This is a genomic window from Bacteroides sp. Ga6A2 (assembly GCF_000702225.1).
In the GTDB taxonomy this organism is placed as follows: domain Bacteria; phylum Bacteroidota; class Bacteroidia; order Bacteroidales; family Bacteroidaceae; genus Ga6A1.
This window is the reverse complement of record NZ_KL370873.1, coordinates 51,098-65,903: the sequence shown is the minus strand read 5'-3', so window position 1 is coordinate 65,903 and position 14,806 is coordinate 51,098. Positions and strand designations below refer to the sequence as shown.

Below are 14,806 nucleotides of genomic sequence, written 5' to 3'. Positions count from 1 at the left end.
CAACTATCTCTAAGTTTGCAGATGATTGCGGCGCAGCCGCATAAGAAAGCAAATTGGTCGAGAAAAACAATAGCAATTCAAGACAGTTTCTTACCTTTGTCGTTGTAAGGAAGAATCGGTCTGTCGAAGAGGTAAACCAGTCAACTCTCCTCAAGTCCTCATTGTTAATTGTCCATTGTGCATTGTCAATTAAAAATATTTTTTTTCGCATCAATGCAATAAATCTGGCGCTTTGTAGTTGTATAATTGTGGTTAGGAAGTTTTTATTGTTGATATTTATGGCTGTCTGCATATCGCCCGATTTGCAGGCACAATACGACGTACACTTCAGCAACTATTGGGCACTCGACCCTTACTACAACCCTGCATCGTCGGGATTGCAGAACCGCCTTAACGTAACGGCTGCCGTGGCTATGCAGATGCTGGGCGTCGAGAATGCCCCAAAATCGCTGCATGTGGGTGCCGACATGCCCATGCCGCTGCTTCCGCCAGAGCACGGAGTGGGAGTAAACTTCTTTACCGAGAGCATTGGTATGTTCAGTCATCAGCGGCTCGCCATTCAGTATGCCTACCACGGAATGGTGGGTAAGATAAGACTTAGCGGAGGCGTTCAGGCCGGAATGATAAGCGAGAAGTTCAACCCTACTGATATCGAGTTTGGCGAGGCTGAGAGCGACCCCGCCTTCCCTTCGTCGGAGGTAGACGGCAACGCCATCGATCTCAGTGCCGGCATCCGCGCCGACTACAACGGCTATTGGCTCTCGCTCGCAGCAAAGCACCTTAACTCGCCTAAGATTCTGCTGGGCGAGAATAACGAACTGAAGGTGTCGCCATCTTATTATTTGTTGGGAGGATGCAATATACAACTAAATAATCCGTTTATTTCTATACAACCTTCCTTGATGGTTATGTCGGATGCCACGGCGTTGCGAGCCGACATCACGCTGCGTGCCACCTACAAGTACGACGAAAAACGCTTTTACGGCGGAGTGGGTTACAGTCCCACAAACTCGTTTGCGGTGCTGCTGGGTGGCGACATCGGCGGAGTGTCGGTGGGATATGCCTACGAGGCGTACACATCGGCTTTGGGAGCGGCAAACGGAAGTCACGAGCTGGTGCTCGGATTCCAGACCGACCTCAACCTCTTCAAGAAAGGAAAGAACAAGCATAAAAGTGTAAGAATCTTATGAAATACAATATCAGAGCAATAATTTGCATCGTTGGAATGGCAACTATGACGGCTTCGTGCCTCGGACCTAAGCAGAACGCTATGGCTTCGGGTGGCGAGGTTACGGGAGTGAGCGGAACAGCAATGAGCGAACCCGCCCCGTTCGGCATGGTTATGGTTAAGCGCGGAGCACTAAAGCAGGGCATGACAGCCGACTCGCTTTGGGGACTGAAGATTCCGGAGAAGGAAATATCGGTCGATGGCTTCTGGATGGACGAGAACGAAGTATCGAACGCCAAATACCGACAGTTTGTGTACTGGGTGCGCGACTCCATCATCCGCGAGCGACTTGCCGACCCTGCATTCGGCGGCAACGAGGCTTACAAGATTGAGGAGGACAAGAACGGAGACCCCGTGAAACCGCACCTTAACTGGGCAAAGCCTATTCCGTGGAAGCATCCGTCGGAGGATGAAGCTCGCGCCATCGAAAGCCTTTACATCACACATCCTATCGATGGCACAAAGATGCTCGACTACCGACAGTTGAACTATCGCTACGAGATATACGACTACACGGCAGCCGCGCTTCGTCGTAACCGTATGAATCCCGAAGAACGCAACCTTAACACCGATGTTCCGGTAGACTACAACAAGGTTGTGATGATTTCGAAGGATACTGCCTATGTCGACGACGAGGGCAGAATTGTACGTAAGACGATAGACCGACCATTGTCTGGTCCGTACGACTTCCTTAACACTTACATCGTAAATATCTATCCCGACACAACTTGCTGGGTAAACGACTTTACGAATGCCGAGAACGAGATTTACATGCGTACATACTTCTCTAATCCAGCCTACGACGACTATCCCGTTGTGGGAGTTAGTTGGGAGCAGGCTAATGCCTTCTGCGCATGGCGCACCGAATTCCTTATGAAAGGACTGGGCGGAGCAGCCAAGTTCATTCAGCGATACCGACTGCCAACCGAGAGTGAATGGGAGTTTGCAGCCCGAGGCAAGGACAACACTCCGTTCCCGTGGGAGAGCGAGGACTCGAAGAGCGACAAAGGCTGTTTCTATGCCAACTTCAAGCCCGACCGCGGCAACTATACCAAGGACGGCAACCTCATCACGAGCAAGGCCGGAATCTATTCAGCCAACTCTAACGGCTTGTACGACATGGCTGGAAACGTGGCAGAGTGGACAAGCACGCTCTACACGGAAAGCGGTGTGCAGAACATGAGCGACTTAAATCCTAATCTGAAATATAACGCTGCTATAGAAGACCCTTACCGCCTGAAGAAGAAGGTTGTGAAGGGCGGTTCGTGGAAAGACCCCGAATCGTTCATCCGTTCGGCTTGGCGAGTGGGAGAGTATCAGAACGTGGGACGAAGCTACATAGGCTTCCGTTGCGTGCGTTCGCTGGCAGGTGCTTCGAGCAGCAGAGTAAAAATCAAGAAATAAGTTAATTATGGCAAAAAAGAATATTATAGTCCGTCTGCAAAACTGGATGGACAGCGTGGCTGGTCAGACATTTCTGAATTATGCCTATAGTTGGGGCGCATCAATCGTAATTTTGGGTACGCTCTTCAAACTGCTTCACTATTCGGGTGCAGATATCATGCTGTGCCTCGGTATGGGAACCGAGGTTATCGTGTTCTTCCTCGCAGCCTTCGACCGTCCTTTCGACAAGAACGAGATAGGCAAGGAGATGCCTGAGGATTACGACATCCTTGCCGATGACGACGATGACAAGCCGTCTGCCGCAGTCAATCCTCAGCATACGGCTTACATGCCACAGCAGCCGGTAGCGCAGCCTCAGATGGCAGCACAGCCTTATTCTGGCGCAATGCCAAGCGGAGCGGCTCAGCAGCCTATGGCACAACCTCAGGGCGCAACCGTTCAGGGTAGTGCGGTAGATGCTGCAAATCTGGCAAACGCTATCTCTGGTCTTGCCGCAACCGAGGAGATTATTGCTGCTCAGAAGTCGGCTATCAGCAATCCTGAACTCGAATCGGCAACCAACGACTATGTTCAGCAACTGAAGCAGCTTACCGAGGTTCTGAGCAACGTGGCTCAGCAGAGCACACGCATGACCGAAGGCTCTGCCGAGATGGAGACGCTGAACCGTACCATCGCGAGCCTCAGTTCGGTTTACGATACCCAGCTGAGAAGCGCAGGAATGCAGATGGCTACCATCGACCAGATAAACGAGCAGACACGCCGTATGGCAGTCCAGATTCAGGAACTGAACAACGTATATGCCCGAATGCTTCAGGCACTCACCGTTTCTGCTCCTCAGTACTATCAGCAGCAACCGCAGTACCAGCAGCCTTATCAACCTTCGGGCTACCAGCAGCCGGCGCAGCCATACACTCCGCAGCAACCTTTGCAGAAATAAACGAAAAACTGTAGGGCAATGGGAGTAAAGAAAAGACCGATATCACCTCGCCAGAAGATGATTAACCTTATGTACGTCGTGCTGATGGCTCTGTTGGCACTCAATGTTCCGAGCGATGTACTGAACGGTTTCTCACTCATCAATGACAGTCTGCTGCACTCAACGGCAAACTCAACGGGCGAGAACAACGATGTTTACAAGGATTTTGCCGAGTACATGAAGCAGAATCCCGAGAAGGTGAAGGCATGGTACACCAAGGCGATGGAGGTGAAGCACGAGGCTGACACAATCTACAATCTCATAGACCAACTGAAGATTGAGATTGCCAAGGAAGCCGATGGCGAGGACGGAAATCCCGACGACATCCGCCGAAAGGACAACACCGAAGCCGTGTCGCATGTTATGTTTGCTGCCGGAACAGGCAAGGGCAAGCAGCTGCGCAAGGGCGTAGACCGATTCCGCGAGAAGATTCTGTCGATGATTACCGATGAGCATCAGCGCAAGATAATCGCATCAAACCTCGAGACAAAAGTTCCGAAGGGCAAGGATGCCATGGGCAGAAACTGGGAGCAGTACATGTTCGAGAGCACTCCGTCGGCTGCGGCGGTAACTCTGCTGTCGAAACTCCAGAGCGACATACGCTATGCCGAGGGCGAGGTTCTGCACACGCTTCAGTCTAACATCGACGTGAAGGACATCCGCGTAAACCAACTCGATGCCTACGTCATTCCGAACTCGCAGACCATCATCCGCGGCGGAAAGTTCGAGGCAAAGATTGTCATGGCGGCTGTCGATACAACTCAGAAACCGACAATATACATAGGCGGAAAGCAAGCCAACCTGAAGGACGGACTCTATCAGACCGTCTGCTCAAGCACAGGCGAGCACACGCTTGCCGGATATCTTGAGATGGTAAACGCATCGGGCGAGAAGATAAAGCGCGATTTTGTTCAGAAATATACAGTTATAGAGCCGTCGGCAACCGTTTCGGCAACGCTGATGAACGTGCTCTACGCCGGATTTGCAAACCCAATCAGCGTGTCTGTTCCGGGTGTGCCTAACAACCAGATTTCAGCCGTAATGAGCGGCGGAACGCTGTCGCCTGCCGGAAACGGAACATACATCGCACGTCCTACTGCCGTGGGCAAGGATGCGGTGATAACCGTTTCAGCCAAGTTAGACGGCAGAGTGCAGGAGATGGGCAAGTTCACCTTCCATGTGCGCAAACTACCAGACCCTACGGCTTACATAAAGATGGGCACAGGCAAGTTCAAGGGCGGATCTCTGCCTAAGGCTACGCTTATGAATACCGAGACTCTCGGTGCAGCCATCGACGACGGACTGCTGAACATCGAGTTCAAGGTTCTGGGTTTCGAAACCGTGTTCTTCGACAACATGGGAAATGCCGTTCCCGAGGTTTCGAATGGTGCGCAGTTCTCTGCCCGTCAGAAAGATGTGTTCCGCAAGCTAAGCCGAGGCAAGCGATTCTACATCTCGCGCATCCGTGCGGTTGGTCCCGACGGCATAGAGCGCAAACTTAATCAGGCACTCGAGGTTATTGTAAACTAATCAATGATAATACCGACTTTTTTAGAAAGAATACAGATGAAACGTATTTTGTTTTTCAGCATATCGCTGTGCCTCGTACTGAATCTCGTGGCTCAGCCGGCTGCCCGACGCAAGGAGCAGGCGGAGAAGCAGAAGAGCCGTGCAACAGGACTCACCGAGAGGGCACGGCTGACATATCCCGTTCAGCAGGATATGCCCGACGATGCCATGTGGAGCCGCGAGGTGTACAGAACACTCGACCTTACAAAAGATGAGAACGCTGCCCTCTACTATCCCGTAGAGCCAATAAACGGCAGAATGAACTTGTTTACGCTGGTGTTCAGACTGGTAACAAACAACATGGTGCCTGCCTACGACTATCGTCTTGACGGAAACGAGGTGTTCACGACCGACAACAAGATTAACGTGAAGGATTTGCTCGACCGTTATCATATTTATTACGAGGAGAATAACGGCAAGTTCAAGATTGAGAATGCCGACATTCCATCGAACGAGGTGATGAGTTATTTCATCAAGGAAGTGGCATTCTACGACCAGCATACGGGAAGTTATCACAAGAAGGTAACTGCCATCTGCCCTGTTCTGCATCGCACCGACGAGTTCAGTTCTGCGCCTATAAAGTATCCGCTTTTCTGGCTTAATTACAAGGATTTGTCTACATACCTCACTCGCAATCCGGTTATGACGAGCAACCTCAACAACTCGGCTACGATGAGCGTTGACGATTACTTTAGCATGAATATGTACAAGGGCGAGGTTTACAAGACCACTAACATGCAGAACCGCCTGATAATGCAGTATTGCGAGACCGACAGCGCACGCATTGCCGAGGAGAAGCGTATAGACAAGCAGCTTGTAGACTTCGAGAAGAACATCTGGTCGCAGCCCGAGAAGCCGAAGCCATCGGTGGCAGCCAAAGCCGATGCCGTGAAGGACAGCGTAGCCGTTGCTAAGACCAACGAAAAGAAGTCGGTTCGCCGCAGTCGTTCGGCTCGTCGCTCGCGCGGAACATCTGGTTCATCTTCTAAGAGCAAGAGCAGCGCAACGAAGTCAAAGAGCACAAAGACCAAGAGTTCAGCGTCAAAGTCGTCTAAGCCTAAGTCGTCAGGCTCTTCGGGCGCAAGGGCATCAGTCCGCCGACAGAGACATTAAAAACATCTAACCACATAGAATTTGTTTTTGGCGTTTTGCCGTTTTTCTGACAAGAAGATGGCAAAACGCTTTTTTGTATTTCTCAGTTGTAGAAAGTAGCAAATGGAAATAAAAAACCGAAGAAATGTCGTGAGAAGAAAAAATGTATTTATATTTGCAGTTGGATTATAAAAAACAACAAAAAGAGAATATATATGAGAAAAATCATTTCAATGTGCGCTCTTGCTGTGGCATTGCTCGTTGCTGCTCCGGCACAGGCACAGGTAAAGTTTGGTGTTAAGGCAGGTCTTAACCTCTCAAAGGTTAGCACAAGCGGTGCTATCGGTGACAATTTGAAGAATGACAACCGTGCAGGATATTTCTTCGGTCCTATGCTCGATGTAAAAGTTCCTCTTATCGGTCTTGGCGTTGACGGTGCTTTGATGTACAACCAGCGCAACGGTAAGGTAGGTTACGAATATGCAGAGTCTTATGGTGAGTTAGGTTCTGTGGAGGTTAACGGAATGAAAGATGTAACTCAGCACTCTATCGCCATCCCTGTCAATATCAAGAAATCGTGGGGCTTGGGCGGACTTGCAAGCATGTTCGTTGCCGTTGGTCCTCAGTTCGACTTCACTATCGGTGGCAAGAAGTGGAAGGATATGAAGGCTGTTAAATGGAAAGATTCTAATGTTAGCCTTAACCTTGGTGCAGGTGTTGTATTGCTCGACCATGTTCAGGCTGGTCTTGGCTATAACATAGCACTTGGCAAGACTGCCGAAGTTTCAGACGATTCAAGCCTTGGAATAGCAAAGAATGCTCTTACATCTAAGACAAACTCTTGGCAGTTCCATGTGGCATATCTTTTCTAAAACAGACGAATTTTTAGCGTAGAACACAAATAAGACTGGCGGCAATCTGCAATAATTGCTGCCAGTCTGTTTTTTTCAGAAAAAATGCAGAATGATGCAACCTTTTGTTGCAGACGTTGCGTCTAATACATGAAAATCAAAAAAATAAAGAAATATATGAAAGCAATATTCATTACCGCCATTGCTTGCTGCATGATGGCAACAATGACACTCACAGCTTCGGCAAAGCCCGGAGACAAACAGCAGAAGAAAGAGAAAGTATCGGCTGTGCTTACCGACAGCACTTCGAAGAACTCGCTCACAGTTGTATCGGACACACTGCTTAACGATACCGTTGCGGGCACAGAAAGCTGGGGCGATTCTGATAACGACGACCATTTTACCAAAAGATGGAATTTTAACTTTGACTCGGATAAGTCGGATAACATTATGATTATTACCGTAGTCTCTCTTGTTTGTGTATTCGGTTTTCCTCTTCTGGCAGTCTGCTTCATCGCTTATCTTATTTACAGAAACCGCCGCAACAAGTATCGTCTGGCTCAGTCGGCTATCGACAAGGGACAGGAGATTCCGGCAGAAATAATCAATGCAGATAAGACTACTACTGATGTAATAAATTCAGATTCTATATACAAGATGAAGCGCGAGGCTGTGCGCAGGATTTTTATTGGCATTGGTTTGGCTGTGTTCCTTGGCTATATTATAGGCAAATTAGGAATGATGATTGGCTTGCTTGTGGTGATAATAGGCGTTGGCAAGTATGTTGTTGCTATGATGGACGAGAAGCACGAAAATCAGAAAGACTTATACAATAAGAACGAATCGGAGAACAGAAAATCTGACTCAACCAACGACAGTCCTTTTTAAGTAATGAAAGAGATAAATGACATTGCACTCGTTGCGCAAGTGGCTGTATTTCACAACAAGCGAGCCTTCGGGCAGCTTGTTGAGAAATATCAGTCGCCCGTGCGGCGGTTTCTACTCAACCTTACATCGGGCGATGTGGAACTGAGCAATGACTTGTCGCAGGAAACATTTATAAAGGCATATTCAAACATAACATCATTCAAAAACCTGTCTGGGTTCTCAACTTGGCTGTTTCGTATTGCATATAACGTTTTTTATGATTATCTTCGCAGCCGGAAAGATACATCATCGCTCGACGATGTTGTGGTGCAGCCGCAGAGTTCAGAACCCGATGCAGCAATGAAACTCGACGTACACAACGCCATGCGGCTTCTCACTCCGAACGAGAGAACGTGCGTATCGCTGCATCTGATGGAAGATTTGCCCATCGACAAGATTGCACAGATTACGGGGATGCCTGAAGGGACTATCAAGTCGCACATCTCCAGAGGAAAGGCGAAACTTAGTACTTATTTAAAAAATAATGGCTATGGCAGATAAGGATAATGACATTGTATTGCAGTTTCTGAAAGAGCAGAAGCAAGACATACCAGACAATGGGTTCAGCAGCAGGGTGATGAGGAATTTGCCCGACAGAAAGACCCACAGGCTTGTTGTGCTTGGGCGAATGTGGTCGTGCGTGTGTATCTTTGCCGCGCTGTTATTTATCTGCTCGGATTATGGGCATACGCTCATCGTGTCGGCACTCGACAACATCATGTGCCAGTTCAAGATAACCGAGCTGAAGATAAATACAACCCATCTTATATACGCTATGGGTGCTGCCTACTTGGCAATGCTCGGCGGATTGTTTAACTGGTTGTACACTAAGATTTTGAGAGCATAGTCCCCAGCGGGCTATGCTTTTTTGTATGAAATAATTATGAGTATTTTCAATTTCTTTAAGAAAAATAAAGCGAATCAAGGTTTGGATTATGTTGCTTTTGAGAAATGGCTCGACCAAACGTTGAGTGCGGAAATCCCAGATGATGTTGTAGCGTTTAACTTCAACATATACGAAGATGGTGATTTTAATTGGAGTGTTGAACTTATTGGCGCAAGTACGTTTGATGAGGAAGATGAGGATTGGGCTTGTGATGAGGTTTTTTCAAATCGCGATAATCCTATTGTTTGGCAAGAAAATGCCGTCTGGGAAGAAATTCTGACAGAGGTGGAGAATGTGGTAAGAAAGTATCTTGAACAAGGTCGATTCGCTCAGAAATTAAAACAATATAAAGGAATTGCTGTAGGATTTGTAGATGGAAATTTGACCATCCTGTAAATCTTATGTATGAGCTTGAAATCAACGGCTTGCTCACGCTTTTCATCAGAATGGTGTGGGCAAGTTTTTTTATCATCATCCTTTGCAAGTTCGGGAAAATTCAATACATCTCTTACTCTTATTACGTATAATTTGTTGATTCTAAAAAGTTACAATACTTATAACAATAAGTACTCTGAAGGAGTGCCCCATCTATCGTAACGGGCGACCGCTTTCAGGGTCGAAAAATTTCATATCATTTCTGTCCGCAGATCCTATGGATGCTGCGGTTACTGAGAGGTGACGCTTTCAGCGTCATTCTGAATAGTCATTTCGTGATATAGGCGAAGATGGCTTTTTTATTTCCAACTGGCGTAAAAGTCGGTTCGCTGCCTAAAAACTCCGCTTCACTGCTTTTCCTCTTTTATCACTAAGGAAAAGACCGTAACTTTACACCCGGAAATGCAGAAAAGTAAAATTCTTGAGTATAAAGTAAAAAGATGAGAAAAAGCCTATACTGTTTGTACGTTGCGCTTGTTTCGGCGGTTGCGGCAAGTGCCCAGACAAAGAATGATTCGACCTTTCAGATTGCCGACACGCTTTCGTGGATTGATGCGCAGGCAAGCCTCGATGAGGTGGCCGTGGTGGCGCATGTGCCCATGGTGCGCATGAGAACCGACAAGATGACCTATCAGGTTAAGAATGATGTAGATGCCAAGACGCAGACGGTGTTGCAGATGCTGCGCAAAGTACCTATGGTTACGGTTGACGGCAAGAACAACATCACGGTGAACGGCTCGCGCGAGTTCAAGGTGTATGTTGACGGACGGCTCAACACTATGATAACGCGCAATCCGTCGCAGGTCTTCCGCAACATGCCGGCAAGCAGCGTGCAGAGCATCGAGGTCGTTACCAATCCCGGCGCGCGCTACGACGTTGAGGGCGTGGGCGGCGTTCTGAACATAACCACGAAGAAGAAAAAGAACCTTACGGAGAAGGTTCGGGAACTGAGCGGCAGCGTGAACGCAACGGCAAGCACCAACAACTGGGGCATGGATGCCAGCATCAGCGGACAGCGCAACCGTTTCTCGTTCGACCTGAATATGATGGGCGACTACACTTATTACAAGGGTGGCGAGGAGGAGTCGTCGCTCACGCAGAAGGGCACATCGCCCGTGACGATGAAAAGCTGGGGCAGGAGTCCCTTTCACATGCCGTTCATGATGGGCGAACTTAGCATGGGCTATCAGCTCGATTCGCTGTCGTCGCTGCATCTGGGGCTTTCAGCCACTTGCTTCGGAATGAGCAGCAATGGCACGCCAAACTATCTGTACAGCGGCGGAATGTACGGCGACGGACTCAGTTTCAGTAATCATCTCGACAACAGGATGAAGAATACGTCGTACGACGGAAATCTTGCCTATCAACACTTCTTCGGACTTGATAACAAGGGCAGCATGACGCTTACATACCAGTTCTCGCACAATCCGACGAGGACCGACAACAGCGACGATTTCTTCGGCTTCAGTTCTGAAAACACGGCTGGCGTGAGCTCGCGCGTATCGAAAGTCAGGGAGAAGAACATGAGCAATCATCTGCTTGCCGATTTTGTTATTCCGTTTACCGAAAAGATGAGGCTCAACACCGGTGCGAAACTCACCATGGAGCGCAACACAAGCAACTCAGCCGACGAGCGTGCCGACAACAGCGGCGATGCGGTGCATTACAGGCAGCGGCAGGGTATTGTGGCTCTGTATGGCGAGTATGAGGCAACCTTCGGGTGGCTTAACGTGAAGCCCGGCGTGCGATACGAACATACATGGCAGAAAACCCGTCATCTTCTTGGCAATCAGCACGATTATCAGCTTGACTACGGTCTGCTTGTGCCGGCCCTTAGCGCCACGGCATCGCTCGGCGAGAGCCAGAACATCGGACTGAACTACAACCTGCGCATCCGTCGCCCCGGAATAGAGGAACTCGACCCTTACAGAGACCGCTCAAATCCGTCGGCAGTATCGTACGGAAATCCTCAGCTCGATGCCGAAAAGACGCATAACCTCGCGCTCGTCTATTCGCTCAGCGGCAGTCGGTTCTCGATGAATGCCACGCTGCGCCATTCGCTCTCTTCCAACGCCATTCAGCAATATTCGTTCTATCGCGACGGATTGCTGAATACTACCTTCGGCAATGTGGTTAAGAACAACAAGACTGCCCTCAATCTCTATCTTAACTGGAGTATGACAGGTTCAACGCGAATGCTCCTGAATGCCGAGGCTGGGTATGCCGACCTACGCAGCAAGGCTCTCGACGCTCACAACAGCGGATGGGCGTTCAGCGCAAACTACGGCATTCAGCAGAATCTGCCTTGGAACCTGAAACTGAGCGCGAATCTTGAACTGATGACGCGCGAATACACGCTGCAAGGCTGGGATTCGGGTATGGCAATGTGCTCGGCCTCGATAGCCAAGTCGTTCTGCCGCGACAAGTGGAGCGTAACGCTTTCGGGAACAACTGGCATAGGACATGGCGGAAATCTGTTGTGGAAGCAGTATAGCGAGGGCAAGGATTTCATCTCTTCATCGTGTATGCGCGAGCCGATAAAGAACATTTCGGTAGGTATAAGCTACAAATTTGGCGGAAAAAAGTATGATGATGAGAAAAATGACGTATCTTTACCTCAGAGAAAGAAACGCCGATGATTAGAAAGATATTGCACAGAATGCTTGTGGTGGCGGTGCTCTCGCTGGGAGCGCTGCTGCTTTATTACGTCTTCTGGTTTGTGGTCGATGCCGAACTGCGCGGACAGCTCGAGAAGGAGTGGCCTTTCCGCCCTGTTGAGATGCTGTTCGACTATGCCATGTGCTGCCTCTTCACGCTCTTTTCAACCATCTATTACTGGCGGTCGTACGAGAAGGCCGAGCGCGAGCGCGACAAGTTCCGCCTTCAGGCTCTGGAGAACCAGCTCAGTCCGCATTTCGTGTTCAACAACTTCAGCATCCTTGCCGACCTTATCGAGGTTGATTCAAAGCGTGCCTCGGCTTATCTTATGAATCTGTCGAAGGTGTACCGATACACTCTTTCGCACCTCGACCACAGCACGGTTTCGCTGCGCGAGGAACTTGAGTTTTTGCGCCAGTATCTTGCGCTGTTGCAGCAGCGGTTTGGCGACGGCATAAAGGTCTGCATCGCGCCCGAGGTTTCAGGCTTGCAGGGAAGTCTGCCGCCGGCCGCCTTGCAGATGCTTATCGAGAACGCCATAAAGCACAACGAGCACACGCTGGCCCGTCCGCTTGTAATAGATGTTTCTTGCACCGAGCGTGGCATCGTGGTCTGCAACCGCAAGCAGCCAATCCTGTTGGCAGATGCGGCCTCTCGCAGTCTTTCTGCCAACGTCGGTCTGCATAACATTGTTGAACGCTATCGGCTTCTTACTCGTAAAAAAGTAGAGATAATCGATACTCCGGAAGAATATCGTGTAACAATACCATTGATAAAGACAGAAAAATGAACAAAAATTTTATTGCAATTTGTGCCGTGGCTGGACTCTTGGCTGGATGCTCGGCAACTCCTCAGTTTGAGAATAGTAAAGACATGGAGGATGTGGTTGGGATGGAGTTGCCAAGCTACAAGATGAAAAAGTATATCGAAGACTCTTCTATGGATATCCATGGCGATTATGACGACAGTCTGATTGTTGAGTTCGACTGTCTGCCATCGAAAGCCTTTATCGAGAAAGTTAATAAGATGGTTGAGCAGGACAGTGGAAAGACTGAAAAACGCTGGCTGAAAGAGGATGAGCATCGGTATCGTTTTCAAGCGAGATATGGGGATGGCGGAAGAGTTCCGAAATGTAGGGAAGGTCGTAATGACTGGTACATAAGCATGGAATTTTCGGATAATTCGAAGCCAGCTGTGATTGTGTATGGATATTGGTAAAGACAGAAAAATGAAAATACTTATTATCGAAGACGAGCAGAGTAGTGCCGACCGTCTTCGACGGATGCTCGAAGGGGAGCACGATATTGTTGGTGTGGCGCAGAGTAATGCCGAGATTAAGGCGTTTTTTGCTGCCAGCCATGCCGATGTAGACTTGATTCTGTCCGACATTCAGTTGGGCGACGGGTTGAGTTTCGAGGGGCTTCGCACCGCGCCGTCGTCAATCCCCGTCATTTTTACCACGGCATACGATCATTATGCCGTGCAAGCCTTTCGGTTCAACAGCATCGACTATCTGCTAAAGCCTGTCGATGCAGACGAACTCAGGGTGGCTCTGGAAAAGGTAAAGCCTGTCAGCAACTCGCAGTCTTCTGCCTTTCCGTCAACAACCGATGCCATTGCGCAGTTGTTGCAGTCGGTCAGGAGTCAGACAATACGCTACCGCGAACGCTTCTTGATTCCTTATCGTGCCGACGAGTTTCTTATTATCCCTGTGGGCGAGGTGAGCCACATAACCATTCGCGACAGTGTTGTGCGACTTTGCACCATCGCCGGTAAGACGCATGTTCTTAACATGACTCTCGAGGAAGCCGAGAACCAGCTCGACCCAAAGCGTTTTATGCGCGTAAACCGCCAGTTTGTTGTCAGTGCCGCAGGCGTAAGCAAACTGTCAACTCATTTTCTTGGTAAGATGCGTATTCACATGACAGCCTTTCCCGATGTCGAGATAATTGTCAGCAAAGACAAGGTGAGCGCGGTAAAACATTGGCTCGATTCGTGAAAAAACATTCGGCTTGGGTTGATTTCTTTTTGAAGAAAAGCAAGAATTTTCGCGCAATGAGGCGTAATGTTAAAAAAGTGCAATAAATACTTAAAAAATATTAAATAATCACCTAAGATTTGGTGTGTTTCTCTAATTGTGTTACTTTTGCCGCGTCTTTCAAAATCGTGTGATATTAGTCTTTTGGTTTGAGGGATGGACTGCATACAGATGCCTTTATAATTTGTATCGTGTGCGAGTTCTATAATTTTAAAGAAATGACCTGAAACTTGTTTTCAGATATCTAAAATTTATAAAATAAACAATTGTAATTATGAGAGTAAAAAATCTTTTTTGGAGTGTGCTTACCTTTATGGTTGTGGCACTTATGGGAATGAGTTTTGCATCGTGCGGCAGCGATGACGACGATGATGAAGTAACAAATCCAGCCGAGGCTATCGTTGGAACATGGCAGGGCGAGAATGACGAAGGTGGCTTGACATACGTCTTTAACGCTGATGGCAAGTGTACATTGGTGAGCGAGAAGAACGCTGTTCTTTTTAAGGTAAAGACTCGTAAGTCTGGAACTTATGTGCTGAAGGATAACAAACTTACCATGAGCTGGACAAAGTTCGAACAGGGCATGCCGCTTTCAGATGATACATGGTTTGATATGGAAGGTAGTAAGGAGACTTCTTCAATGACAATTTCTATGTCGAAGAAGAAACTCACCTTTACCGAGGAAAATGGCAAGAAGATTGAAAAGCCTGTCGTTCTTACTAAAAAGTAACTGATTAAAAAT

15 protein-coding genes are annotated in these 14,806 nt (G+C 48.5%); all 15 read left to right on the top strand.

All coding sequences use genetic code 11. From position 1 onward, the window contains the following. Nucleotides 1–248: 248 nt before the first annotated feature. The 15 genes from T538_RS0115065 (at nt 249) to T538_RS0114990 (ending at nt 14,794) form a co-directional block, all read left to right on the top strand. Nucleotides 249–1,190, top strand: coding sequence for a PorP/SprF family type IX secretion system membrane protein (locus T538_RS0115065; protein WP_031535169.1), 942 nt, complete (start codon nt 249–251; stop codon nt 1,188–1,190). Further along, nucleotides 1,187–2,632 carry a T9SS ring complex lipoprotein PorK/GldK gene (locus T538_RS0115060; protein ID WP_031535171.1) on the top strand — a complete coding sequence of 482 codons (1,446 nt, stop codon included), beginning with the start codon at nt 1,187–1,189 and terminating at the stop codon, nt 2,630–2,632. The genes T538_RS0115065 and T538_RS0115060 overlap by 4 nt, the downstream gene beginning before the upstream one ends. Nucleotides 2,633–2,639: 7 nt before the next feature. Then, a complete protein-coding gene (gene gldL, locus T538_RS0115055; RefSeq protein ID WP_081835031.1) occupies nt 2,640–3,569 on the top strand; it encodes a type IX secretion system motor protein PorL/GldL in 930 nt (309 codons plus the stop codon). 18 nt (nt 3,570–3,587) lie between these two features. After that, nucleotides 3,588–5,138, top strand: a complete 1,551-nt coding sequence (gene gldM, locus T538_RS0115050; protein ID WP_031535174.1) for a type IX secretion system motor protein PorM/GldM — start codon at nt 3,588–3,590, stop codon at nt 5,136–5,138. 36 nt (nt 5,139–5,174) lie between these two features. Then, nucleotides 5,175–6,290 carry a type IX secretion system ring subunit PorN/GldN gene (gene gldN, locus T538_RS0115045; RefSeq protein WP_031535176.1) on the top strand — a complete coding sequence of 372 codons (1,116 nt, stop codon included), beginning with the start codon at nt 5,175–5,177 and terminating at the stop codon, nt 6,288–6,290. A 194-nt stretch (nt 6,291–6,484) separates the two neighbouring features. Next, nucleotides 6,485–7,141 (top strand): porin family protein, encoded by a 657-nt coding sequence (locus tag T538_RS0115040; RefSeq protein WP_031535178.1) that lies wholly within the window; start codon nt 6,485–6,487, stop codon nt 7,139–7,141. A 156-nt stretch (nt 7,142–7,297) separates the two neighbouring features. Continuing rightward, on the top strand, nt 7,298–8,008 hold the full coding sequence (locus T538_RS0115035) for a DUF6249 domain-containing protein (RefSeq protein ID WP_155993280.1): 711 nt from the start codon (nt 7,298–7,300) through the stop codon (nt 8,006–8,008). Nucleotides 8,009–8,011: 3 nt separating this feature from the next. Continuing rightward, entirely contained in the window at nt 8,012–8,548 is a 537-nt protein-coding gene (locus T538_RS0115030; protein ID WP_031535182.1) for an RNA polymerase sigma factor, read from the top strand. Further along, entirely contained in the window at nt 8,538–8,894 is a 357-nt protein-coding gene (locus tag T538_RS17905; protein WP_051663842.1) for a DUF5056 domain-containing protein, read from the top strand. Before T538_RS0115030 ends, T538_RS17905 begins: the two co-directional genes overlap by 11 nt. A gap of 36 nt (nt 8,895–8,930) precedes the next feature. Continuing rightward, a complete protein-coding gene (locus T538_RS0115020; RefSeq protein ID WP_231497128.1) occupies nt 8,931–9,329 on the top strand; it encodes a hypothetical protein in 399 nt (132 codons plus the stop codon). A gap of 479 nt (nt 9,330–9,808) precedes the next feature. Further along, on the top strand, nt 9,809–12,007 hold the full coding sequence (locus T538_RS0115010) for a TonB-dependent receptor domain-containing protein (protein WP_081835032.1): 2,199 nt from the start codon (nt 9,809–9,811) through the stop codon (nt 12,005–12,007). Next, nucleotides 12,004–12,816, top strand: coding sequence for a sensor histidine kinase (locus T538_RS0115005; RefSeq protein WP_051656159.1), 813 nt, complete (start codon nt 12,004–12,006; stop codon nt 12,814–12,816). Before T538_RS0115010 ends, T538_RS0115005 begins: the two co-directional genes overlap by 4 nt. Continuing rightward, a complete protein-coding gene (locus T538_RS0115000; RefSeq protein WP_031535192.1) occupies nt 12,813–13,244 on the top strand; it encodes a hypothetical protein in 432 nt (143 codons plus the stop codon). Before T538_RS0115005 ends, T538_RS0115000 begins: the two co-directional genes overlap by 4 nt. Before the next feature lie 10 nt (nt 13,245–13,254). Then, entirely contained in the window at nt 13,255–14,025 is a 771-nt protein-coding gene (locus tag T538_RS0114995) for a LytR/AlgR family response regulator transcription factor (protein WP_031535194.1), read from the top strand. 313 nt (nt 14,026–14,338) lie between these two features. Further along, on the top strand, nt 14,339–14,794 hold the full coding sequence (locus T538_RS0114990) for a DUF5640 domain-containing protein (RefSeq protein WP_155993278.1): 456 nt from the start codon (nt 14,339–14,341) through the stop codon (nt 14,792–14,794). The last annotated feature ends 12 nt before the right edge of the window (nt 14,795–14,806 follow it).